Source organism: Dasania marina DSM 21967, from assembly GCF_000373485.1.
Classification (GTDB): Bacteria; Pseudomonadota; Gammaproteobacteria; order Pseudomonadales; family Dasaniaceae; genus Dasania; species Dasania marina.
This window is the reverse complement of record NZ_KB891590.1, coordinates 27,459-50,487: the sequence shown is the minus strand read 5'-3', so window position 1 is coordinate 50,487 and position 23,029 is coordinate 27,459. Positions and strand designations below refer to the sequence as shown.

The window sequence follows — 23,029 nt, the reverse complement described above, 5'->3', positions numbered from 1 at the left end:
GAGACATGTTATGAAAATTACAAACTTAGCAATCACCACAGCAGTCACGGTTTTTATCTCTACTGTTTCAATTGCAAGCTTGGCCGAGTCCAGTGTTGATGAGTTAGCGAAACGTGTTGAGCGTATGCAACAGGAAATGGATGTACTTAAGCAGCAGCTTAAAAATAGCGCGAGCAAAGAGGAGGTTGAAGTTATCAAGCAAGATGTCGCTACCGCTGGCGAATGGTTACAGCCTGATACCTTAATTCATATGTCCGGTTATGCCGATGTGGGATACACCGATACTGAGTCGGCTGACGGTAGTTTTAATGTCGGTACTTTCTCGCCCATCTTTCATTTTCAATATCGCGATATAGTGATGTTGGAAGCGGAGCTAGAGATTGAGGTGGGTGATGATGGAGAAACTGAGACAGCTTTGGAGTACCTGACTATCGACTGGTTTATGAACGATTATATGACCTTGGTGGGAGGGAAGTTTTTGAGTCCTGTTGGTCAATTTCGCCAAAATTTACACCCGTCCTGGATTAATAAACTTCCCTCAGCACCACCGGGGTTTGGTCACGATGGCGCCGCGCCCGTATCTGATGTGGGATTCCAATTACGCGGCGGGTTTCCTATCGGAAGCGTTCGCACCAATTACGCTCTCTATGTGAGTAATGGTCCAGAGCTAGTTGCTGAGATGGAAGAAGAGGATGGCGAAATTGAGTTTGAACTTGATGGCGTTGAAGCAGAAGGTTTCGGTTCAGACAATGATGGTGAAAAAGTCGTAGGTGGTCGGCTGGGCTTAATTCCATTTGCGGGGTTTGAATTAGGTATTTCTGCTGCGAGTGGCCAAGCCACAGTCACGTCAATTCATGGAGGGGATAGCAGCTTACTCGGTGGTGAGCGTGCGCGTGATTATGATGTGATTGGAGCTGATTTTAATTGGCAATACAAAGCTTTTAATCTACGCGGTGAATATGTAGAGACTGAGGTTGGTGCTGATACCGGTAGTGGTACCGCCGCATCAAATGGTGCGACCTGGGACACTTGGTACACACAGGGATCCTATCGCTTGTATCAATCCAAATGGGAGTTGGTGGGTCGCTATACGGATTTCGACTCGCCCCATAACACTCAAGACCAGCAACAGTGGGCACTAGGCGTGAACTATCTATTCACCAATAATTTTATCGGAAAGTTCAGTTATGAATTTAACGATGGACAAACTGGTAGCGACGCCGATGATGACCGATTTTTGTTTCAGATGGCCTATGGTTTTTAATCAAAGGACTTCTAACAGAGGGTAATAGTAATGAAAATTACAATTAGAAAAAGTATTTATAACAACAGTAAAATGATTATTTTGTTCTTGGTTGTTGGGATGGCATCCCCATTGGTGATGGCGTTTGATTATCCAGAAGCAGGTGATTTTGCCAAAGGCAGTAAGGCTTGGTCAGAAAATTGTATGCGTTGCCACAATATGCGTAGCCCAAGCGATCTTCGCGACGACCAATGGGTCACAACCGTCTTTCATATGCGAGCAAGGGCTGGGCTTACCGGGCAGGAGAGTCGTGACATCTTAACTTTTTTGCAAGGCTCGAATGCCAAAGTGAAAAAGGATAGACAGATTATGGCTAAGCCACTAGCAGTATCGATGCCAGCAACTCAATCTGGAAAAAGTATCTATGAGAAAAATTGTGTTGCTTGTCATGGTGTAAATGGCAAAGGAAGTTTGCCTGGAGTGCCTGACTTTACTGCAAAAAGTGGTCGTTTATTAAAGAGTGACAGGGAACTGCTCAGCAATATTACCAACGGTTTTCAAAGCCCAGGTAGCTCGATGCCTATGCCGCCAAAAGGTGGAAATAGCAGTCTGACAGAAGGGAATATTCAAGCTGTATTGAGCTATATACAAGCATCATTTGGTCGTTTAAGTAGCAGTGAATAAAGATCTTATGATAAGGCCGGAAAGTGAGATGACTACAACGATGGAGTGTTTACGGCTCGTTCCAATATTTGCACCATACGGGCTGGAGCGGGACGGGTATTCAAGGGCGTACTGGCACCGACGAATTTAATGGAAATTGGCGTGAATAAAAATGCATTGGCATGAACTTATTTGTAGCAGCAAAGAAGTTGGTGTCTTGCCCACCAAAATTGATTAATTAACCATGACAAGAGATACGAATATAAAAATTAAAGCCATAGTACTTCTACCAGTTGTTGGTGTGACGGCGTTCCTTTTTCATTTTGTCTGGGAAATGTGGCAAGCGCCGTTCTATCAGGGTATGTCTGAGTCTTCACATTGGAGTTCCGTGATTTTATGCAGCAGAGCTTCTTTGGGGGACGCGTTTATCGCTATGTTCGCCTATCTGCTAGTGGCCTGGGTTTCCAGAAATTTTGCCTGGATTTATAAAATGAAAATGGGCTGGTGTAGGATATATATAGCTATAGGATTGGTAATTACCCTAATTCTTGAATATTTAGCCACCGAGGTTTTTGATCGATGGCAATACAGCGAAATTATGCCCCAGCTCTGGGGGTTAGGGACGGGGATTACTCCGATTATCCAGTGGTTGATTGTACCTCTGGTCAGTTTGTGGGCGGCCAGGATTTTTTGTCTTGGGCTGAATAGGCGTAAATAAGTTATGGCAGGGTTATGAGCTTAGAAAAATATCCGGTTTGCACAATGGAAGTTTCAGCGGCAGCGTTGCGCCTTAACGATCGAGGGATAGGGTTCTCGTTTTGCTCGGAGCAATGCAGAAATCGATTTGCCCACTGCTCGCGTCTGTTTTTTGGGGGGATCGGTTGAGGAAATCGGAGAAACAAGAAGCTACGGTGGTAAAAAAGGCCCACAATATAAAACTGAAGGCGTTACCATATATGGCTACCCGGGAACAACTGACTGCTAAACTCGGAGCACTGATGGGAATTGAAAGTGTTGAGGTGAGCACGGGCGAAATGAGCCTAGTTTACGACCTGTTACAAGTGTCGATGAAGAATATAGAAAATGTAATCTTTCAGACGCAGGGCCACATGAAACAAACAATGACGGATAAATTGCGCAAAGGTCTTATTCAATATTCTGAGGAATGTGAACTGGATAATCTGGCGCACCTAAGTGAAAGACGTGGTTGCCACTAATGGCAGCCTCAATAGAAGGAAGAATTTGTGATGAAACAACTCGCCAGCTTATCTGCTAATGCAGTATTTTGTCGGTGGATGTATCGATTCGTTTTTACCTGCAATAAATACTTTGTTGGTGCGGCTATTATCTGCCTTGCCTTAAGCGTTGAAACGTTGCAGGCCGATGAACACCCACAGGGCAAGTTGCTGAGTGCGCAGGCAGCGGTTAAAATTGCCGTTCGTGATAATCCGAACCTTGCCCAAATGCAAGCACGCTATGAAGCGTTGGCGGAAGTCCCTTCACAGGTTGGCACATTACCGGATCCAATGGTTAGCTTTAACGCGATGAACTTTCCCACTGATACCTTTGATAGGGAGCAGGAAGCGATGACGCAGACGCAGATAGGTTTTAGCCAAGTGTTCCCTTTTCCCGGCAAGCTGCGTTTGAAGGAAGAAGCTGCTGAATACGATGCTTTGGCTGCAGGGCATACTGTGGAAGAGGTTCGCTTGCAACTTATTAACAATGTTAAAGCTAAATGGTGGCAACTTTACTATTTAGATCGCGCTCTTAAAACAGTGGATATAAATCAAAGTCTATTAGGCCAGTTTATCAGCGTAGCAAAAACAAAATACGAAACGGGAAAAGGTTTACAGCAGGATGTTTTACTTGCACAGCTAGAATTATCCAAGCTTATCGATCAAAAAATTCAACTTCAAGCAATACGAAGAAACCAAGCTATTCAGATTAATATCCTTATGGCTAGGCCCGCGAATGAAGTTGTCTCGTTACCGAATCAAGTATCAAAGATGATGCCCAAGCTTGTCGATGAAGCGGTGCTTTACCAATTGGCAGAAGCTGCTAGGCCGCGTTTAAAACAGATGGAAACACAGCTGAATGCGGCGCAATCGCGTCTCGACTTGGCTAAGCGTGACTATTACCCTGATTTCACTGTAGGTGTTACCTACGGTGACCGTAGCGGTTATAACCCATTGCCGCGAGGTGGTGCACGTTCAGATTTTGTGTCTGTTATGGTGGGCGTAAAAATACCGTTGTATGCAGGTAGTAAACAATCAAAAGCAGTGTCGCAAAAAAGTTATGAGCTACAAAAAAACCATTATGCGTTATTAGACGAAAAAAATAGAGTTATGGCCACTATCTCAACGGCGGTTACAGATTATCACCGAGCAAAAAAACAATTATCGCTTTTTGGCAGCGGTATTGTGCCGCAAGCACAGCAAACGGTGGAATCTATGTTAGCGGGTTATCAGGTTAGTGAAGTGGATTTTCTTAATCTGGTTCGTAGCCAAATGACCCTCTTTAATTATGAATTACAATATTGGAAAGCGTTGAGCGATGCGAAACAAGCATTAGCGCGCCTGGAAGCCGCTGTCGGTGAGGAATCTGTTTATGAATAAATCTATCCTATGGGCTTCAATTACTATGCTTATTGTTGGTGTAGCAACGGGCTATCTACTATTTGGTAATGACAATGCTGCTAAGGCTGTAGGTGAGCGTTTAGTTCAGGGATCAGCTCAGAGTTTGTCTCAGGAGGAAAAGAAACCGCTGTTTTACCGCAACCCAATGAATCCGGATGTCACCTCACCGTCACCTGCTAAAGATGCTATGGGTATGGACTATGTGCCGGTGTATGCCGATAACGAGGCCAGTAAGGTGGTGGGCACGGTAAAAATTAACCCCGTGGTGGTGCAGAATATCGGCGTTCGTACAGCAATAGCTCAGCGGACATCCCTCAGCCGAACGATTCGTGCCGTGGGTCGAGTCGATTTTGATGAGGAAAGCATGTTGCGCTTGCACCCCAAAGTAGAAGGGTGGGTCGAAGAAATGCGCGTGGATAAAACGGGGCAGGCCGTCGCTAAGGACGATGTTCTGTTGAGTATTTATTCACCGAAACTGGTTTCAACGCAGCAAGAATACTTATTAGCACTTAATAATTTGTCGACATTGAGTAAGAGCCCTTTCGAACAAATTCGAAAAGGGGCTGAACAGTTAGTTAAAAGCTCTCTCGAACGTTTGCGATTGTTAGATGTACCAACACATCAGATTAAGACTTTAGAACGAACCCGAACTATTCAAAAAACCCTGCATATACACGCACCGGTAAACGGCACGGTTATCAATATTGGTGCACGTCAGGGTCAATTTGTGACACCGAATACTGAGCTATACATGATGGTTGATTTGAATAAGGTCTGGGTCTATGCGGAAGTCTACGAATATGAATTACCGTGGGTTAAGTTAGGTGATGAAGTTGAAATGACCTTGGCTTCTGTGCCGGGTAAGACTTTTAAGGGCTCTCTCTCCTATATCTATCCTTACGCTGAGTCAAAAACGCGGACTACTAAGCTGCGTTTAATTTTTGATAACAGTGAGTCGCTATTACGCCCTGATATGTTTGCGCAACTTAGCATTCATTCAGATCCCCTGGATGATGTAATCGTCATACCTGCTGAGGCGGTTATTCGTACAGGTGATCGTACACAGGTTTTTATCGTGAGAGGCCCAGGGAAATTTGAACCCAGAATCGTCACCTTGGGTATAGAGTCAAATGGCAAGGTGGCGGTGTTAGCGGGAGTCGATGCGGGTGATGAGGTGGTGACCTCGGCCCAATTCCTGATTGATTCTGAATCTAAATTGCGGGAAGCCACCGCAAAAATGATGGCTGTTCTGAAAGAGGCAGGTAGTGCTGCAACTGATGGCGCAACTGGCGAGGGCGGCGATAAGGCCATGGAGGATACTGACCCTTCCAATAGTGAAATGGCGGATCAATCGAAGCCTGAAACACAGGGAGCGCATGTCCATGATTAATGCCATTATCAAAGCCTCGTTACGTGATCGTTTTATGGTGTTGATCGCGGCGGTCATTATTGCACTGGTCGGCTTGTTTGCTTACAAAAACGCGCCGTTGGACGCCATCCCGGACTTATCCGATGTGCAGGTAATTGTCTTTACCAAATATCCGGGCCAGTCACCGCAGGTGGTTGAAGATCAAGTCACTTATCCGCTGACGACTTCAATGCTGGCGGTGCCGAAAACGAAAGTCGTTAGAGGTTACTCATTCTTTGGGCTGTCTTTTGTCTATATTATTTTTGAAGACGGCACGGATATGTACTGGGCGCGTTCACGGGTGCTGGAGTCCCTTAATTATGTCAGTGGCCGCCTGCCTCAGGGTATTACGCCGACTTTAGGGCCAGACGCTACTGGCGTCGGCTGGGTTTATGAATATGCCTTAGTGGATAGAACCGGTAAGCACGACCTAGCGCAATTACGCTCTTTGCAGGATTGGTATCTACGCTACCCCTTGCAAACAGTGCAAGGGGTAGCCGAGGTCGCATCTGTGGGGGGTTATGTCAAACAGTACCAAGTTGAAGTCGACCCTAATGCCTTACTCCGTTACAACATTCCGCTGAACAAAATCAAGATGGCCATTAAAATGTCCAATAAAGATGTGGGCGGTCGCTTGGTTGAAATGGCAGAAACCGAATATATGGTACGTGGGCGAGGGTATATTCAGTCGATTGATGACCTCAACAGTATACCGGTAGGAGTTGATGGCGATGGCACACCGATACGGCTACGAGACATCGCCCATGTTCAGATCGGCCCCGAATTGCGGCGTGGCGTGGTTGACCTTAATGGCGAAGGTGAGGTTGCCGGTGGTGTGGTAATTATGCGCTATGGTGAGAATGCTTTAGCGACCATTCAGGCTGTTAGGGCCAAATTGGAGGAGTTAAAAGCGGGTTTGCCAGCAGGGGTGGAGATTATACCTGTCTACGACCGCGGTGATTTGATTGAGCGTGCGGTTAAAAGTCTTAACACATCATTAATGCAAGAACTGCTTATCGTTAGCTTGGTGGTGATTCTATTTCTGTTGCATGCACGCTCGGCCTTCGTGGCCATTATCACCTTACCGCTAGGTATTTTAATGGCTTTTATCGTGATGCGCTTACAGGGGCTAAACGCCAATATTATGTCCTTGGGTGGTATTGCGATAACCATTGGTACGATGGTTGATGGCGCTATAGTCATGGTAGAAAACGCGCATAGTCGCTTGGCTATAGCCGTTGAGGAAAAAGGCAGCGCATTGAACAATGATGAACGCTGGAAGACGATAGGCGAATCCTGTCAAGAGGTGGGCCCCGCGCTATTTTTCTCATTGTTGGTCATTACCGTCTCCTTTTTACCTATCTTTACTATGCAGGCGCAGGAGGGGCGGTTGTTCAGCCCGCTAGCGTTTACCGCCACCTATGCCATGGCGGCTTCGGCCATTTTGGCTATTACCTTGGTACCGGTAATGATGGGCTATTTTTTGCGGGGCAAAATTATTGCCGAGCATAACAACCCCATCAATAGAGCGTTACATGCACTACACGGGCCTGCGTTAAAGCTGGCGATGCGGTGGCGCGGTATTACGGTTATTTTAGCAGTGGCTTTATTAGCCGTGAGCTATTACCCCTATTCAAAATTGGGTAGCGAATTTATGCCGCCGTTGGACGAGGGCGATATTCTGTATATGCCTACAACCTTCCCCGGTATTTCGATTACTAAGGCCAAGGAGTTATTACAGCAGACCGATAAAATATTAAAGACCTTTCCTGAAGTACATCATGTTTTTGGTAAAGTGGGCCGTGCAGAATCGGCGACCGATTCGGCGCCGCTGGCTATGATAGAAACTACGGTGCGATTAAAACCTAAGGAGCAATGGCCAAACCCCCAAAAAACTACCAAGGAACTGATGAGTGAAATGGATCAGGCGATACAGTTCCCCGGTTTAGCTAACGCTTGGACTATGCCGATTAAAACTCGTATCGATATGTTGTCAACCGGTATTAAAACACCGGTTGGTATTAAAGTTTCTGGCCCCGATCTTAATGTACTGCAACAAGTTGCCCAGGACATTGAGCAAGCGATGAAAACCTTGCCGGAAACCACTTCGGCTTTTGGTGATAGAGCGGTAGGCGGTTATTACCTAGATTTTGATATTGACCGTGAGCGTGCCGCTCGCTATGGCCTTACCGTGGGTGCCGTGCAAGATATTATCCAAAGCGCTATTGGTGGCATGAATATTACTGAAACCGTTGAAGGCCTAGAACGTTATCCGGTAAATTTACGTTATCCCAGAGAATTGCGCGACGATTTAGAAGCGCTTAAACGCGTATTAGTGCCTACCCCAACCGGCGCACAAATCCCTTTGGCTATGGTTACAGAGATAAACTATCGACGTGGCCCTCCGGTTATTAAAAGTGAAGATGCCCGGCCTAATGCTTGGATTTATGTGGATATTTCTAGCTCTGATATTGGTGGTTTTGTCGCCAAAGCAAAACGTGTTTTGCAGGATCAAGTGAAAATACCGGCAGGGTATACAGTTACCTGGTCTGGGCAGTTTGAATATATGCAACGTGCAGAGGCTAGGTTGAAAATTGTAGCGCCAGTCACGTTATTGATTATTTTCTTACTCTTGTATTTCAACTTTCGCAATATTACCGAGCCACTAGTGGTGATGATGTCCATCCCCTTTGGTTTAGTGGGTGGGGTCTGGCTTATCTATATTAATGATTACAATATGTCGGTGGCGGTGGCAGTGGGCTTTATTGCGTTGGCGGGCATGGCTGCGGAAATTGGGGTGTTGGTGCTAAGCTTTATCGATTTAGAAATTGCTAAGCGACGGTCCATCGCTACTGATCGATTATCATTGGCGGAGGTAAAAGATGCAGTATTATCTGCCACCTCAAAACGTGTGCGTCCCGTCGCCATGACGGCTATTTCTACCATGGCGGGTTTAATACCCATTATGTGGAGTAGTAGCACTGGCTCCGATGTTACCCATCGTATTGCCGCCCCGATGTTAGGTGGAATGCTAACCGTTACCCTACTTAATTTATTGGTGTTACCGGTGATTTATAGTTTTATTTTGCAGTATCAGGAAAAAAATAGAGTGATAGCTGATCAACTGGATTCCCCATTGCCTGCTGATGGAGGCGCAGTATAGCCTGATAGCCTGATAGCCTGATAGCGTGTGGCGTGGGCTTGGTGATGCTGAACAAGTGTCGCCGATCAACATTAATGCCAAGCTTGCAGGGGATAAGGTAAGGGAAAATAGTCTAGCTAAAATGAAAAAACGTGTTGACCTAGGTGCAGCACCTAGGTTGTAAACTATAGGCTCTTGATACAGCTTACTGAGCAAAAGCACAGCAAACTAAAGTGAGTATGAACAAGCGCAGGGCAATAGTCAGGCAAATAGTAAGGCAATAGTATGAAAACAGTCACAGAGCTAGCACGGTGTTTTAATGTCAGTGCCGACACCATACGGCACTACAGCAAGCTGGGTTTGCTTAGCCCCGAGCGGGATAAGCTTAATGGCTATAGGCGTTACCGTTTGCAGGATGAGCAGCGGCTGCGCTTTTTACTATCGGCAAAAAAGTTGGGCTTTAGTTTAAAAGAGGTGCAGAAAATTTTAGCAACGGCCACTACCGGTGACACCCCTTGCCCCTTAGTCAGAAAGCTAATCGAGAGCCGCATTGCCGCTATCCGGAACGAGATGGAAGAAGCGCAAAGGCTAATGGCGCGCATGGAAACGGCTTTAGATAGCTGGTGTGAATTGCCCGACAATATGCCTTCAGGTGCAAGCATCTGCCATCTTATCGAAACCTGGGAGCAGGGCAGTAGTAAAAAAAGTTAGCAAAACAGTTTTCAAAACTAAGGCTTAGCATAAGCCTTTTACGTATCAACACTCAGTCCCAGGGTTTATAGTGATTAAACTTTGGGTTAATAGGAGCGAGAAAATGAGCAGTGTTTCGCAAACAAAAGTTTCGCAAGAAGATACCCCGCAAAACATGGCCTATTTACAGGTTGAAGGCGCCTCTTGTGCGAGCTGCGTAGGCAAAATTGAAGGCGCGCTCATGCAGTTACAGGGCGTAGAAAGCGCCGCCATGAACTTAGCGCAAGGCACCGTGACAATAACCGGCGATGCGCCCGTTGCCACATTAATTAAGGCCGTTAGCGCCGCCGGTTACGGCGCCAAAAGTATCGCCGACAGTACTGATCAACAATTAATGGACGACAAAGAGCAGGCCGATCAACAGTATTACCAGCGCCTCAAACGCGAGATATGGATAGCACTAGGCTTAGGTGTGCCGCTCATGCTCTACGGCGTGTTGGGTGGCGAAATGACGGTGGTAACAGACCTGCAGCGTGGCCTGTGGTTAATAGTGGGGCTGCTTACCTTGGCGGTAATGGTATTCGCGGGCAAGCACTTTTATGTGAGTGCGTGGAAGTCCTTTGTAAACCACAACGCCAACATGGATACCCTAGTCGCACTAGGCACCGGCACCGCCTGGTTATATTCCATGATCGTGGTGTTGTTTCCCTTAGCATTACCCGAAATGGCTAGGCATGTGTATTTTGAAGCTACCGCCATGATTATTGGTTTAATTAACTTAGGCCTAGCGCTAGAGATAAAAGCGCGCGGCCGTACCTCCGAGGCTATTAAACGCTTAATCGGTTTGCAAGCCAAAACCGCACGCTTGCTACGCAACGGCGAAGAAGTGGATGTTGCGATAGAGAAAATTCAGCAAGGTGATGTGTTGCGCGTGCGCCCCGGCGAAAAAATTGCCGTTGATGGTGTGGTGCAAGAGGGCAGTAGTGCGGTGGATGAATCCATGCTTACCGGCGAACCCATGCCTGTCACTAAAAGCAGCGGCGACGAACTGGCAGCAGGCACGCTCAATAAAAGTGGCAGTTTACTTTATAAAGTGACACGAGTGGGCAAAGATACCGCCTTGGCGCGCATTATCGAAATGGTAAAACGCGCACAAAATTCCAAGCCACCGATAGGGCGTATGGCCGATGTTATCTCTGCCTACTTTGTGCCCGCGGTAATGATTATTGCCGTGTTCAGTGCCTTGCTGTGGTTAAACTTTGGCCCCGATCCCAAATTGGCGTTTGCCATAGTATCGGCCACTACGGTGTTGATTATTGCCTGCCCTTGCGCCTTGGGTTTGGCTACCCCCATGTCGGTAATGGTAGGGGTGGGTAAGGCCGCCGAAGCGGGGGTATTAATCCGCAACGGCGCCGCTTTGCAAACCGCCTCGAAAATAACCGCCATGATTTTAGATAAAACCGGGACTATTACCCTAGGCCAACCGAAGGTTACTCATATTGCCTTGGCGCAGGCCAAGGATGAAAACGAAGTGCTGCAATTAACCGCCAGTTTAGAGGCCGGTTCAGAGCATCCACTGGCCTTATCCATAGTTGCCACTGCAAAAGAGCGCGGGCTAAGCCTAACGACGGTAGAAAAATTTAACGCCATTGCCGGCCACGGCGTGGCAGGGCAGGCTAATGGTCGTCGTTTATTATTGGGTAATGAAAAATTAATGCGCGATAAAGGCGTGGCCATAGACGATTATATAGCTACCGCCCAAGCCATGGCCGAGCGCGCAGAAACCCCTATGTACTTTGCGGTTGATGAACAGCTAGCAGCGATCATTGCCGTTGCCGACCCCATTAAAGAAGATTCCGTAGCCGCTATTAAACGCCTGCAAAACGAAGGTGTGCGCATAGTGATGTTAACCGGTGATAATCGCGCTACCGCCGCAGCCGTTGCTAAAAAGGTGGGCATTAGCGAATACTTTGCCGAAGTATTACCCGAGCAAAAAGCCGAGAAAGTGGCCGAGCTGCAAGCCCAGGGCGAAATCGTGGGTATGACCGGTGACGGTATTAACGATGCCCCAGCCTTGGCTCTAGCTAATGTTGGTTTTGCCATAGGCACCGGCACCGATGTGGCTATAGAAAGTGCCGACATCACCTTAATGCGCGGCTCCCTACACGGTTTGGCCGATGCCATCGCGGTGAGTAAGGCCACCTTGCGTAATATTAAACAAAACCTATTCGGCGCGTTTATTTATAACGCCGCGGGTGTGCCTATCGCGGCGGGTATATTATTTCCGTTTACCGGTATGTTATTAAGCCCGGTGATTGCCGGGGCCGCCATGGCTTTTTCATCACTCACTGTTGTGACTAACGCTAATCGCCTGCGCTTTTTTAACGCGCGCAAGCACTAAAAGGAGACTGACATGTTAATGATTAACCTAGCCGGCCTATTATTAATTGCGCTAATCGTGTGGTGGTTTTGGTTGTATAAACCTACCGCGGTAGTCGCGACAGAGCAGGGGCCAGTGACCGTGCTGGTAGAAAACGGCAGCTATCAACCGGCACGTATACAGTTGCCTGCGGGCCAGGCCACTACCTTACGCTTTATGCGTAAAGATGCCTCGCCCTGCGCAAAAATGGTGGTGTTTTCTGATTTAGAGATTAGCGCCGAACTGCCGCTTAATGAAGCTACTGATATTAGCTTGCCGGCCATGGCCGCAGGGCATTATGCCTTCACCTGCCAAATGCAAATGTACCGCGGTGAGCTGATAGTTGGCGAGCCCGAAAAATAATCGCAACATACTCTAGCGATAATTATTTTTAAAACTTTCCATGGCGCGGGTTGACAATCCTGACACCCCGCGCCAGATTTTCTTACCTCTTAGTCCTTTATTGCTGATATTCCACTATGCATCTATATTCAATGAGTCTTATAGCGTATAAAAAGGGATAGGCATGGGAAAAAGTCTTAGCGTATTAATCGGGGTCATTTCACTATCATTCACGCCGTTAGCTTTAGCCAAGCAGCTTTGGTCAGATTTTAGTGTTAGCTATTTGCAGGGTAATGATTACCTGAACCCTTTCGGTGACTATGAATACACCAGCAAGGTCGTTACTTTGGAACATGCCGCCGGCCATACCTGGGGCAGTACCTTTATGTTTATGGATCGCTTAGCCAGCGATGATGGCAGTGCCCATGAAACCTATGGTGAAATAGGGGCGAATATCAGCATCCCTTTATTAATGGGGGAAGCGCGTAAAGATAGTTTTATTAAAAATTATTATGTAGCTGTGCAAACAGAGCACCAATCTAAAGATAGAGGCTTTAATAATTACTTATACGGTGTGGGTGTTAATTTAGCCGTGCCCGGTGCCAGCTATTTTAATGTCATTGTTTACCGCAGAAACCAAGATGATTTTGGTATAGGCAAAGAAGATAATAATCAGCTAACCATAACCTAGAGTTTTGATTTTGCTGAAAACTGGCGTATCGATGGCTTTTGGGATATCACCACTGGCTATGATAATGACTTCGGTAAAGCTAAGGGCGACTCGCATTTTACCCCGCAAATTAAATATAATATTGGGCCTGCCATGGGTATGGAAACTGGCCGCTTTGATGTGGGTATAGAATACACCTATTGGAAAAACAAATTTGGTGTTGATGGTGCCGATCAAAAGTCAGTAGATCTTTTGCTAAAGTGGCATTTTTAAATAAAGCTGCCGCTGCTCTATTGGATTTCGGCTCACGGGGCATGTCATTCCGGAAAGCGTTTGTTGCTTATCCGGAATCCACTGGTTTCAGCCTTTAGTTGGATGTCGAGTTGGATGTCGAGTTAGATGCCGGGTAGGGGTCCGGTGTGACTGGTTTTTTTTATTAAGTGTTTATCAACGGTAGAAGGCTCTGCTATTCTGGCTAAACATTTCCCGTAAGCTTCATGAGTAAACACCGTGCCCAATAAACACTATATTAGCGCCCAACAATTACTGGATGATTCTTTTCAGTTGGGTCTTAATATTATCGAGAGCGGCTACATACCTAATTTTATCGTCGCACTTTGGCGCGGTGGCACCCCTATAGGCATCGCGGTGCAGGAGTTATTGGATTACTGCGGCCACCATGCCGACCATGTCGCCATACGTACCTCGTTATACACAGGCATAGAGCAGCGCGCCGGCAAGGTCGCCGTGCATGGCTTAGCCTATGTGGTAGAGCGTATGCGTGCCGACGATAAACTGCTAATTGTTGACGACGTGCACGACACAGGCCTAAGCATGCAGCAAGTTATCGCCGACTTAAACGAGCAGTGCGGCAGCAATACCCCCGAGATACGCGTAGCCACCCCGTATTACAAACCGGCTAACAATAAAACCGGCCGGGTCCCCGATTACTTTTTGCACGAAACCGATAAGTGGTTAGTGTTCCCCCACGAGCTAGTGGGCCTAACTGCGCAAGAAGTGCTCAATGCTAAGCCGGGTATAGAGGCACTACGCAACAAGCTACAGACGCTAGCCGATCAAACATAAAGCGTTTTCACTGCTTTAATGATTGGCTTACTTATCATTGTTGGCTTTGTTAATAGTGTCTAGTCATAAATAGCACTTAATACATAGGTTTTTACTGTGAACTAGCCGCTATTCCACTATAATTCGCCTTTTTATTGACTCGCTTTGGAACACTCATGACCGCTGTTCGTACTCGTATTGCGCCTTCGCCCACCGGCGACCCACACGTAGGCACCGCCTATGTGGCCTTGTTTAACCTTTGCTTCGCCAAAAAACTGGGTGGCAAATTTATCCTGCGCATAGAAGACACCGACCAAACCCGCTCTACTAGCGGCTCAGAGCAAGCCATCTTCGACTCACTGCGCTGGATGGGCATAGAGTGGGATGAAGGCCCAGACGTAGGGGGCGAATACGGCCCCTATCGCCAAAGCGAGCGCCGCGATATTTACGGCCAATACGCACAAGAATTAGTCGACAAAGGCCACGCCTTTCACTGCTATCGCACACCTGAAGAGCTAGACGAACTGCGTGCTGGCTTAAAAGAACAGGGCATCAACCGGGCCCTCAAACCCTGTGATTTAGCCATGCCCGCCAGCGAAATCGCTGCCCGTGAGGCCGCAAACGCGCCCTTTGTCGTACGCATGAAAGTACCCGAAGAAGGCCGAGTAGACGTTAAAGACATGCTGCGCGGCACCATGGAGTTGGACTGGGCCTTAGTGGATGCGCAAATTTTGCTCAAGTCCGATGGCATGCCCACTTATCATTTGGCCAATGTGGTCGATGATCACCTAATGAAAATCACCCACGTACTACGTGGTGAAGAGTGGATAAACTCCGCCCCCAAACATCAACTATTGTATGAATACTTTGGTTGGGATATGCCCGAGTTGTGTCACTTACCCTTATTGCGTAACCCCGATAAGACCAAGCTAAGCAAGCGCAAAAATCCTACCAGCATTATGTATTATCAGCGCATGGGCTTTTTGCCCGAAGCCTTATTAAATTATTTGGGCCGCATGGGTTGGTCTATGCCTGATGAGCGTGAAAAGTTTAACTTACAAGAAATGCTAGAGCACTTTGATATACAACGCGTGAGCTTAGGCGGCCCTATCTTTGATGTGGCTAAACTCAGCTGGCTCAACGGCCTGTGGATACGCGAAAACTTAAACGTAGAGCAACTGGCCGAACGTTTACAGCAATGGGCGTTTAATAAAGACTACTTACTGCAAATTTTACCGCTCGCGCAACAGCGCATGGATACTCTCAGCGACTTTGCACCGTTGGCGGGCTTCTTTGCCTCTGGTCAATTAAGCATCAGTGAGAGCGATTTTGCCGATTGCAAACTGCAAGGCGATGAGCTGGCGCAAGCCCTACAATTTAGCCTGTGGTCGCTAGAAGCGTTGCGTGATTGGCAGCGCGATAGCATCTTTGCCTGCATGAAGGGCTTGGCCGATAGCATGGGTATCAAAGTGAAAGACTTTTTTGGCCCCTTGTTTATCGCTATTTCGGGTAGCACAACGTCAGTATCGGTAATAGATGCCATGGCGATTTTGGGCCCCGATATGTCGCGCGCCCGTATACGTCATGCCCTTAATACCGTAGCCGGTGAGCTGGGCAAAAAGAAACTGAAGAAGCTAGAAAAGGCCTATAATGCCATTAGCCCAGGCTAGTGCTGTAAAAATAGGCATATCCAGCTGATTCGGCTAAACTTGTGATCCTAAGTGAGCCGCAAAATAATAGGGCAGTGCTGCAAGGCTACTGCCCATGAAATTGTTTCAACACATAAGAAAAATAGAATAAGAGACTGCATCAATGATAGGGCGTGTCGCGTTGAGCAAATATACATTATCTTTTTTATCACAATGCACCGGTAAACAATTATCGGCGGCATTGTTAATCAGTGCGCTGAGTGCACAGGCTGCGGCCTTGGGTTTGGGAGAATTAAGCTATAGCTCCTACTTGGGCCAGTCCTTAGATGCGCGCATAGATCTCATCAGCCCTGAAAAAGAGTACAGCATCAATGAGCTAAAAGTGCGCCAGCTTAATGCACTACAAGCTGCCACCATGGGGGTAGAGCTGCTTAGTTATTTTCAACGTTTTGAGATAAAGCCAGAATTAAAAAATGGCCAGCTGTATATAACGCTGCACTCTGATGACCCTGTTAACGAACCCTTTATTAACTTTTTTATAGAACTTAAGTGGCCGCAAGGGAAAGTGTATCGCGAATATACCCTCTTGTTAGATCCACCCAGCCAGCAATTAGCGCAGGCGGCGCAAGCGCTAAGCCAACCCGCGGCTAAGCCTACAGTTAAGGTTGCAAGCCAGCCTGTAACTAACTCTTCAACGCAGCGTGCTAGCTCGCGGCCAGCGGCAGCGAGCTTATCGGGTGATCAATACCGGGTGCGCAGTGGCGACAGTCTGTCACGTATTGCCCAGCGCCTTAGCCAAGGCACAAGCTACGGCCAGAGCGACATGATGAACTGGTTATTAGCCAACAACCCGCAGGCGTTTATTAAGGGCGATCCCAACCGCCTAAAAGCGGCCGTGGTGCTAAAGCTACCTAACGAAAGCAACTGGTCCGTGGTGGCTAAGCCTGCGCTTAAAACCCTTGCTGAGCCTAGCAAACCCGCACAAAGCCCAGTGCGCAAACTCAACCCTGTTCCAACGCCTATGCAGCAGCCTGCCACTAGCGCGCCAGCCCAGCAGCAAGCCGCTGAGCAAATGACCCAAGCCGAGCCTAGGTTGAGCTTAAAAGCCTCTGCCGCCGGTACCGACACCGACCAAGCAAGCGGCAGCGTTGTTGAAGAGCAACTGCGTGAGCGCGTGCGCCGCAGCAAAGAACAAAACGATCAATTATTGCGCGAAAACAAAGCCATGGAAGCGCGCTTACAGCGCTTAGAGGGCTCGAACTATATTAAATCCTTAGAGCGCCTAGTACAGCTGCGCGAGCAGGAAATTGCCGAATTGCACGCCATGCAGCCACAGGCCGCAGCCGCAAGCAGTAACCAGACTGCTGATGAGAGCATTAAGCGGGTGTTGAACATAGACAGCGCCGCCAAGCCTGCCAACAAAGCCGCTGACACCGCCCAAAGCAGCCGGCTATGGCTGTGGTTATTATTAGTCGCGGGTTTAATCGGTAGTGGCTATTTTTACCTAACCTCACGTCGTCAGCGACAAGAGACAGAGTCAGAGCTAGATGTAGAGCAAGCGGATTTTGATGAAGACGTTGAGTTGGCGCGTCTAGATGAGGCCCTAGCCAGCCAAGATCAAACCATAGGCTATGAAAGCGCGCAGGGCGATATTAACTTCAGCTCTTTATTCGACGACGCGGGGCAACCCACCGGTGCTGACCACATAGGCAAATGGCGTCCCGACCCTGAGCTTAGCAAAAAAATACAGGCCAAAATGCAGGGCTATGTACCCGAGTCGCCCAAGGGCTTTGATGTGGTACATCATCATGAACATGATAATGTCGACGACCTTATCTCTGATGCACTAGCGTATTGTGCCCAGGGCTACTACGACAAAGCCGAGTCTATGCTTATGAGCGAAGAGTCCATCCGTGGCGCTGAACCACGTATTAGCACCGCCTTGGATTACGTGCGCAACTTAAAACAACAATCCGAATAAATTACCGATTTATTTCGTATTATAGTTGACAAAAAAAACCGTCATCTCCATAATGCGCACCTCTTTCGGGGCCTTAGCTCAGCTGGGAGAGCGCAACACTGGCAGTGTTGAGGTCAGCGGTTCGATCCCGCTAGGCTCCACCAAATTAAAACCCCCGCAACCCAATGGTTGCGGGGGTTTTCTTGTTTTTACGTCTAGAAAATATTAGGGCGTATTGCTGTCGTTTTCGTCAGTGTGCGAATAGTGTGCGGATTTGTGTGTTTTCAATGACTTATGCTTACCTTTCAGGCTCTTCTTCCATGCTTCATTAGCAAGACTATTGTTTGTATTTTTTTCATCTTCTTTTAAATTAAAATCAACAGGAACTTGTGATAAATCATCATGTGTTTTTCGTAAATGCTCTAACTCTAAATGCGCGTATCTCTCAGTTGGTTTGATCGATGCGTGCCGTAAAGCTTTAGAGGTTTCGTAGAGGCTGTTACCGCGCTGGACTAGCCAGCTAGCAAAGGTATGCCGAAGATCGTGAATGCGGATATTGGGCAGTCCAACCTCTTTGCGAACAGAATTGAATCCTGTTGTAACATCCAGCAAGTGATTATCGCCTTTGGATGTTGGGCTGGGGAATAGCCACAGAGTATTTGGGCACTTAGTTGCAATATAATCTAAGCGGCGATCTATAGCAGCTATTGCCTCGTCGTTGAGGGGCGTTGCAGTGCGCTTAACTCCTTTTTGTTGGCTTGCTTTAAGATGGATGCATTTATGCTCAAAGTCTATCTGCTCTAGCTTAAGAGATAAAATCTCTGATTTACGCATGCCTGTATGTATTGCTAGGATAAAGAAGTCCAATAGGTGTGAGGCGTTATAAGGCTGGAAACGCCTTATTTTAAGTGCGTCTACAAATAGCTGAGCCTGTTTATAGCTTAAATGATCGGCTTCATAGATCTCTTCTGCTGGTAGGCGGCCAGATACAGGGTTTTCAATATCCCACTCCCACTCGCTTCTAGCGTAAGTGATCGCTGAGCTGAAAGTGGATAAACGACGTCTTATAGTATTGTTACTAATGCCACTTTTACGCCAAACCCGCTTACACTCGGCTATGTCTTTGCCTTTAATGTCTTTTAGTAACATGCCGGTAAATTGATCGCTTAGCTTAGCTATACAGTTTAAGTCGGCATCGCCAGGCTTTTTATCTTCGACCCAGCCAATCATTAGGTCATCAAAGCTATAGTCAGGGCGGTCGAATTTACCAGACTTCCAATCATCCCATTGCTGGACTTCAAGTTGGGAAGCCTTTAGTTGCGCCGCTTCTTTGAATTCTCTACCTTTTGGTATGCTAAGACTGAGTCTAACGTCTTGGCCTTTTGGGCCTGTGAAGCGTGTCCAGAAGTACGGGGAATTGGTTCGTGTGAATAATTTTGCCATGTATTGTTACCAGGTAGAAAAACGACATTAGTGCTGCTATCTGTATGTTGAGTATTTATAATGCTGTCCACATATTGAACAACCGAGTCAGGGACGACTCGTGGTTTTTTAGGGAAAGGATAAACACGTCGAATTTTTCCTTGTTGGCATAAGCGCATCACGGATCGTGTAGAAATGGCATCATTTGCAGAGCTGCCAAGGAAGTCAGCAACCTGCTCATATGTCCATAAACCCGCCTTATTACTCATTAAGCACCTTCGATGTGAATATATTTGCATTGATAAGTGTAATTATCACATCTGATTCTGTAGGCTAGGTGGCTCTTAAAAATATGACGTTTTGAATATATGGAATATAAAAACATACAGTATTTAGTTGCTTTCTTAGGTGAAGAGGTTACAGATGAGCTGTCAGTTTATCTGATTGAAAATATAGATAGCCCTGTTAATCCAGCAGTACTATGGGCTTTTATAGATGAAAAAAAACACCAATATTTAAATGCTTTTGTCGAAGACGAAAGTTTATTTTTTCGTTCTAAAGCGTGTAATACATGGAGGAAGTTAGCTGAGTTTGGTAAGCGTTGGAGGGTGCATTTTGAAAATAAGTTGATGGAAAGGGGTATGTTTTCGGATTTTGAATACCCTGACGAATATAAATATCTGTATTCACTAATAAATGTTGCCTATTTTTGTGACTCTATTAAGAGTCATTTGACGAATATTAGAGTCGATGTTAATAAATACAATAGAACTGAAGGTGTTTGTAATTTATGCTGGCGAGAAATAGAGCCAGGCAAAGATAAAAATTGCTCTATACATAAAAATGGGACTGCATCATATAAAAGAGCATTAAGAGGTAAAGATCTATATACAGAAACATTAACGAAACTACGGATAAGCTATCAAACTGAAACTCTCCATAGCCTCTTAATAGAGGTTCGTAAGTTTGCTGATAATGAAGGATTAACAGTTTTTGAAAAAGAACTAATTTTAGAGAAGCTAGATTCAAGGCCTAGTGCTAGCTATAGTGATAACTCGATATTGAATAAAGAAATAAAGCTATTTCCAAAAATTCCAGTAGAAGTTGAAAACATAAAATTTATAAAAATTGCAATTTTACTTCGAGCTGAAGCATTTTTGAGATCTGAGAGAGCGGTTAGATCAAATAGCGGTGGTAAGAGAGTGGGGGCTGGTAGAAAAAAGTTCTAGTTCTATGTGTTAAATTTTAAGAATAGACATAAATCGTCTTAAGAAATTACAGATAAGGATATTATTATGGATGTTATTGATGTTGAGGTAAAAGAGTTGGCTATAGGTGTGTTTGGTAGTGAAAATAAAGCTGATCAGTGGTTAGTGTCAGATAAAAAAATGTTTGATGGTAAGTCACCATTGCTATTTTCCAGTACTGAAGCTGGAAAACTCAAAGTGATTGAAGAGTTAAATAAAATTAAGGAAGGGTACTTTTTATGAATTAAGCTTCCTTACAGTAGATGATTAATGTAGAAGGATCTAGGGGGAGGGGATAAATTTTTCACCCCTACCAATGATTTATATTAGGTGAGTAGCCAATAAATATATCTATTTCCACAGTCGATTTCTGCAGTAGGCCAAGATTTACACTACACATAAACAATATGGATGAGCTGTTGTTATAAGGCATTTTTATACAACTAAAAGTTCAGTTGATATCAGGGTTAATCGTAACTACTGCCCATCCACTACACCTTAGTTATAATAATCCAGACTGAGCTGGCTTTCATAATCTAGGCGCGGCTATTACAGCGGTCGCCACTCCGTTTGACGTTATTCTGACAGTATGTTGTTTTGTGGATCTTCGATGACTTATATTCATTTTCTGAGTTCACGATTAAAACGACTAACAGGAACTTTAAAGTTATTTGCCACTGTTAATCTCCTCGATTAATTGAGTAAGTTTTTTAGAAAGAGGGGGCTCAACTGATCATCATTACTCCATCCTTGGCAATGTGAAAGCAATATTGAAGAAAATGGCCAATGCTAATGTATGTAAACTTAGAGCTAGGTGATAGGTGCTTAATTTCTTGATCAAGCTCGTAGAGACTAATCATAGTCAGTCTCATCAGGTATGTAATGCTTATCACAAACAGCCATCATATAGTATCCATCTTGGTGTTTTATTTTTCCTTTGCTTCCACAATATGCACATATCTCTTCCGTCATTAAGCAAAGTTGTTCTATTGTCTCGTAGAGTTGAGCGGGTTGTTTTGGCGCTCGATAGTAAAACCGAAGTGAGCCAAATTTTTCTTTTATCTGAGTTACTTTAACCTGGTTTCCCGTTTCTTTTTTGTAGTCACTCAATAATTGACAAATTTCAGTGACAGATTTCATCCAGCCAAGTGGCAATGAGAGCATATAAGGGTTTAATCTATTTAGCCCTAGGCTGGGGAATTGTTCCATTAACTGAATGTGCTCTGTAGTCTTAGTGATTTTTTCGATCATATTTATGTTCTTTCTAGAAGATGGCATTGTTGGTGATGTTTTTTAATCTTAAGTTTAGCGACGTGTCTCGTTAATATCATACAGGTAGCTAGTAGGTGTTTGTCCTTCTCTCCAGCAATTCCCTGAATTTTGTCCTGAGCTTCTTGCTGTTCCTGCCACTAGTGAAGCTGATAGTGAGCAGGAAAGACCTTTTATTGGAGTAATGGCCACGAGGTGATTTCCTCTTTTTTCTATGATTTTATCTTTAATTAGTTCTTCCTTTAATTTCTTTGCTTTTTTGGGGAAGCTGATTGATTCCTCGAGTTTTATGCTACTGCCAGGTTGTATTGTTATAGTACCGTCTTTTTCCATTACTCCTTTAGCAAGTACATTTGTAATTCCGAAAAAGTGGGTGTAATGGTAATTGGTATCCACTATAAATAATTTTTTTTGTCTGAGAATTTTTATATGGTTTGAGAATAATAGTTCGAGTTTATTTATTTCTTTTAATGATAGGCTGCGTTCTATTGATTTGCTTGGTTGCTGCTTGTTGGTTATAGAGTAGCCTGATTCCTTTGCTATATATATTGTTAAAAGCTCTAGGTATAGTAACTCTTTCTTTGTTAGTTTTTCGTTAATAGATAAAAAATATAGTGCTTCGTAGGTTTTTAAGTTTTCACTTACCCTTTGTCTCATGTCAATATTTGATGATTCGCCTATGTAGTAATAATTGGTGTGCCTGCTTAATGTTATATATACGCCAATCTTTACTTCGATGTTTTTAATGTGGTTGTTGTTTTTTAAAATATATACTTTGTTGCTATTTATATTTTCAATTTTTGGTTTTAGTTTGTGCATTTTAAATCCTTATTTTTTTGTGCGTTAATCCTATATATATTTCGTTCATTATTGTTTTCTGTCAAGAATATTTTTGTTTTTCAATTTAATTAGAGTTAAATAATTAATATTTATTTAGCTCTAATTAAATTTATTTTTTATAATAATGTTTGATTTTTTTCGTTTTCTTTGATTGAATGTTTGTTGTCTTGGTTTGGGTGTTGTGTGTAGTGATCTGGTTGAGTTTGTTTGTTGATTATAAGATTAAGGCAGGCTTGTTTAATTTTGGTGGCGAAAGAAAAGTGTATGAATGATTATGGTTTTAGTAATATTTTGTCGGTTTTTGTCTGTAGGGTTGTGAAAAGATTGTAGATTTTTTCTGTGTTTTTACCTGTAATTGGTTAGC

19 protein-coding genes and 1 tRNA gene are annotated in these 23,029 nt (G+C 45.2%); 17 read left to right on the top strand and 3 right to left on the bottom strand.

What is annotated here, in order from left to right:
* Positions 1-10: 10 nt before the first annotated feature.
* From B067_RS0117785 to B067_RS0117710, 15 genes are all read left to right on the top strand, one after another.
* Entirely contained in the window at positions 11-1,264 is a 1,254-nt protein-coding gene (locus B067_RS0117785; protein WP_019531449.1) for a porin, read from the top strand.
* A 30-nt stretch (positions 1,265-1,294) separates the two neighbouring features.
* Positions 1,295-1,927 carry a cytochrome c gene (locus B067_RS0117780; protein WP_019531448.1) on the top strand — a complete coding sequence of 211 codons (633 nt, stop codon included), beginning with the start codon at positions 1,295-1,297 and terminating at the stop codon, positions 1,925-1,927.
* Positions 1,928-2,150: 223 nt separating this feature from the next.
* Positions 2,151-2,624, top strand: a complete 474-nt coding sequence (locus B067_RS0117775) for a hypothetical protein (protein WP_019531447.1) — start codon at positions 2,151-2,153, stop codon at positions 2,622-2,624.
* 112 nt (positions 2,625-2,736) lie between these two features.
* The gene (locus B067_RS0117770; protein WP_019531446.1) at positions 2,737-3,123 is read left to right on the top strand and encodes a hypothetical protein; all 387 of its coding nucleotides are present in this window, start codon (positions 2,737-2,739) and stop codon (positions 3,121-3,123) included.
* A 30-nt stretch (positions 3,124-3,153) separates the two neighbouring features.
* On the top strand, positions 3,154-4,521 hold the full coding sequence (locus B067_RS0117765; RefSeq protein ID WP_019531445.1) for a TolC family protein: 1,368 nt from the start codon (positions 3,154-3,156) through the stop codon (positions 4,519-4,521).
* Complete coding sequence (locus tag B067_RS0117760; RefSeq protein ID WP_019531444.1) at positions 4,514-5,932, top strand: efflux RND transporter periplasmic adaptor subunit; 1,419 nt, start codon at positions 4,514-4,516, stop codon at positions 5,930-5,932. Before B067_RS0117765 ends, B067_RS0117760 begins: the two co-directional genes overlap by 8 nt.
* On the top strand, positions 5,925-9,113 hold the full coding sequence (locus B067_RS0117755; protein ID WP_019531443.1) for an efflux RND transporter permease subunit: 3,189 nt from the start codon (positions 5,925-5,927) through the stop codon (positions 9,111-9,113). The genes B067_RS0117760 and B067_RS0117755 overlap by 8 nt, the downstream gene beginning before the upstream one ends.
* Before the next feature lie 264 nt (positions 9,114-9,377).
* Positions 9,378-9,803, top strand: coding sequence for a MerR family transcriptional regulator (locus B067_RS0117745; protein ID WP_019531441.1), 426 nt, complete (start codon positions 9,378-9,380; stop codon positions 9,801-9,803).
* 103 nt (positions 9,804-9,906) lie between these two features.
* Entirely contained in the window at positions 9,907-12,183 is a 2,277-nt protein-coding gene (locus B067_RS0117740; protein WP_019531440.1) for a heavy metal translocating P-type ATPase, read from the top strand.
* A 12-nt stretch (positions 12,184-12,195) separates the two neighbouring features.
* Positions 12,196-12,564 carry a cupredoxin domain-containing protein gene (locus B067_RS0117735; RefSeq protein ID WP_019531439.1) on the top strand — a complete coding sequence of 123 codons (369 nt, stop codon included), beginning with the start codon at positions 12,196-12,198 and terminating at the stop codon, positions 12,562-12,564.
* 163 nt (positions 12,565-12,727) lie between these two features.
* Positions 12,728-13,234: a hypothetical protein gene (locus B067_RS20875; protein ID WP_019531438.1), complete on the top strand. Its 507-nt coding sequence runs from the start codon at positions 12,728-12,730 to the stop codon at positions 13,232-13,234.
* Positions 13,235-13,723: 489 nt separating this feature from the next.
* Positions 13,724-14,299 carry a phosphoribosyltransferase gene (locus tag B067_RS0117725; protein WP_019531436.1) on the top strand — a complete coding sequence of 192 codons (576 nt, stop codon included), beginning with the start codon at positions 13,724-13,726 and terminating at the stop codon, positions 14,297-14,299.
* Positions 14,300-14,454: 155 nt separating this feature from the next.
* Complete coding sequence (gltX, locus tag B067_RS0117720) at positions 14,455-15,948, top strand: glutamate--tRNA ligase (protein ID WP_019531435.1); 1,494 nt, start codon at positions 14,455-14,457, stop codon at positions 15,946-15,948.
* Positions 15,949-16,108: 160 nt separating this feature from the next.
* Positions 16,109-17,908 carry a type IV pilus assembly protein FimV gene (locus tag B067_RS0117715; protein ID WP_156820898.1) on the top strand — a complete coding sequence of 600 codons (1,800 nt, stop codon included), beginning with the start codon at positions 16,109-16,111 and terminating at the stop codon, positions 17,906-17,908.
* Positions 17,909-17,975: 67 nt separating this feature from the next.
* Positions 17,976-18,051 (top strand) — tRNA-Ala (locus B067_RS0117710).
* A gap of 61 nt (positions 18,052-18,112) precedes the next feature.
* Here B067_RS0117710 and B067_RS0117705 read toward each other — a convergent pair.
* Positions 18,113-19,330 carry a tyrosine-type recombinase/integrase gene (locus B067_RS0117705; RefSeq protein WP_019531433.1) on the bottom strand — a complete coding sequence of 406 codons (1,218 nt, stop codon included), beginning with the start codon at positions 19,328-19,330 and terminating at the stop codon, positions 18,113-18,115.
* Positions 19,331-19,677: 347 nt separating this feature from the next.
* Between B067_RS0117705 and B067_RS0117700 the strand changes: the two genes are divergently transcribed.
* Together B067_RS0117700 and B067_RS0117695 are read left to right on the top strand one after the other, a co-directional pair.
* A complete protein-coding gene (locus tag B067_RS0117700) occupies positions 19,678-20,538 on the top strand; it encodes a hypothetical protein (protein WP_019531432.1) in 861 nt (286 codons plus the stop codon).
* Between the two features lie 66 nt (positions 20,539-20,604).
* A complete protein-coding gene (locus B067_RS0117695; RefSeq protein ID WP_019531431.1) occupies positions 20,605-20,799 on the top strand; it encodes an MbcA/ParS/Xre antitoxin family protein in 195 nt (64 codons plus the stop codon).
* A gap of 609 nt (positions 20,800-21,408) precedes the next feature.
* Here the strand turns inward: B067_RS0117695 and B067_RS0117685 are convergent.
* The gene (locus B067_RS0117685; RefSeq protein ID WP_156820897.1) at positions 21,409-21,807 is read right to left on the bottom strand and encodes a hypothetical protein; all 399 of its coding nucleotides are present in this window, start codon (positions 21,805-21,807) and stop codon (positions 21,409-21,411) included.
* 54 nt (positions 21,808-21,861) lie between these two features.
* Positions 21,862-22,644 carry a hypothetical protein gene (locus tag B067_RS0117680; RefSeq protein WP_019531428.1) on the bottom strand — a complete coding sequence of 261 codons (783 nt, stop codon included), beginning with the start codon at positions 22,642-22,644 and terminating at the stop codon, positions 21,862-21,864.
* Between the last annotated feature and the right edge of the window lie 385 nt (positions 22,645-23,029).

Bases quoted from the DNA above. Each gene is read 5' to 3' on its own strand.
- B067_RS0117785 (WP_019531449.1), top strand. From the start codon at position 11: ATGAAAATTACAAACTTAGCAATCACCACAGCAGTCACGGTTTTTATC.
- B067_RS0117780 (WP_019531448.1), top strand. From the start codon at position 1,295: ATGAAAATTACAATTAGAAAAAGTATTTATAACAACAGTAAAATGATT.
- B067_RS0117775 (WP_019531447.1), top strand. From the start codon at position 2,151: ATGACAAGAGATACGAATATAAAAATTAAAGCCATAGTACTTCTACCA.
- B067_RS0117770 (WP_019531446.1), top strand. From the start codon at position 2,737: ATGCAGAAATCGATTTGCCCACTGCTCGCGTCTGTTTTTTGGGGGGAT.
- B067_RS0117765 (WP_019531445.1), top strand. From the start codon at position 3,154: ATGAAACAACTCGCCAGCTTATCTGCTAATGCAGTATTTTGTCGGTGG.
- B067_RS0117760 (WP_019531444.1), top strand. From the start codon at position 4,514: ATGAATAAATCTATCCTATGGGCTTCAATTACTATGCTTATTGTTGGT.
- B067_RS0117755 (WP_019531443.1), top strand. From the start codon at position 5,925: ATGATTAATGCCATTATCAAAGCCTCGTTACGTGATCGTTTTATGGTG.
- B067_RS0117745 (WP_019531441.1), top strand. From the start codon at position 9,378: ATGAAAACAGTCACAGAGCTAGCACGGTGTTTTAATGTCAGTGCCGAC.
- B067_RS0117740 (WP_019531440.1), top strand. From the start codon at position 9,907: ATGAGCAGTGTTTCGCAAACAAAAGTTTCGCAAGAAGATACCCCGCAA.
- B067_RS0117735 (WP_019531439.1), top strand. From the start codon at position 12,196: ATGTTAATGATTAACCTAGCCGGCCTATTATTAATTGCGCTAATCGTG.
- B067_RS20875 (WP_019531438.1), top strand. From the start codon at position 12,728: ATGGGAAAAAGTCTTAGCGTATTAATCGGGGTCATTTCACTATCATTC.
- gltX (WP_019531435.1), top strand. From the start codon at position 14,455: ATGACCGCTGTTCGTACTCGTATTGCGCCTTCGCCCACCGGCGACCCA.
- B067_RS0117705 (WP_019531433.1), bottom strand. From the start codon at position 19,330: ATGGCAAAATTATTCACACGAACCAATTCCCCGTACTTCTGGACACGC.
- B067_RS0117700 (WP_019531432.1), top strand. From the start codon at position 19,678: ATGGAATATAAAAACATACAGTATTTAGTTGCTTTCTTAGGTGAAGAG.
- B067_RS0117695 (WP_019531431.1), top strand. From the start codon at position 20,605: ATGGATGTTATTGATGTTGAGGTAAAAGAGTTGGCTATAGGTGTGTTT.
- B067_RS0117685 (WP_156820897.1), bottom strand. From the start codon at position 21,807: ATGATCGAAAAAATCACTAAGACTACAGAGCACATTCAGTTAATGGAA.
- B067_RS0117680 (WP_019531428.1), bottom strand. From the start codon at position 22,644: ATGCACAAACTAAAACCAAAAATTGAAAATATAAATAGCAACAAAGTA.